1 pseudogene is annotated in these 291 nt (G+C 39.2%); it reads left to right on the top strand.

Going from position 1 to position 291, the window contains the following annotated elements:
• Window positions 1-291: pseudogene (locus tag FC07_RS08125) on the top strand (IS30 family transposase); the annotation flags it as partial.

Raw genomic sequence — 291 nt, 5'->3', positions numbered from 1 at the left:
ATCCAAATGGGCGTTCGGCTGAACCGATCACCGTCAACAATTTCTTATGAATTATCTCGATGTGAACCTTATCAGGCTGAATTAGCGCAAACAGCTGCCGAATACAAGCGATCACGATGTGGTCGGAAAACTAAACTGAGTGACGAATTAAAGCAAACCATTCTAAACCATTTACGTCTAAGCTGGTCACCAGAAATGATTGCTCACGAATTTAAACTAGCTACTAAATCTATTTGGCAGATTGCAAGAAATAACTTGAACAAATTTAGTAACGCAGATTACGCAAAAAGA

The organism is Loigolactobacillus bifermentans DSM 20003 (genome assembly GCF_001434575.1).
Taxonomy (GTDB): Bacteria; Bacillota; Bacilli; order Lactobacillales; family Lactobacillaceae; genus Loigolactobacillus; species Loigolactobacillus bifermentans.
This window is presented reverse-complemented; position numbering and strand designations above follow the sequence as displayed.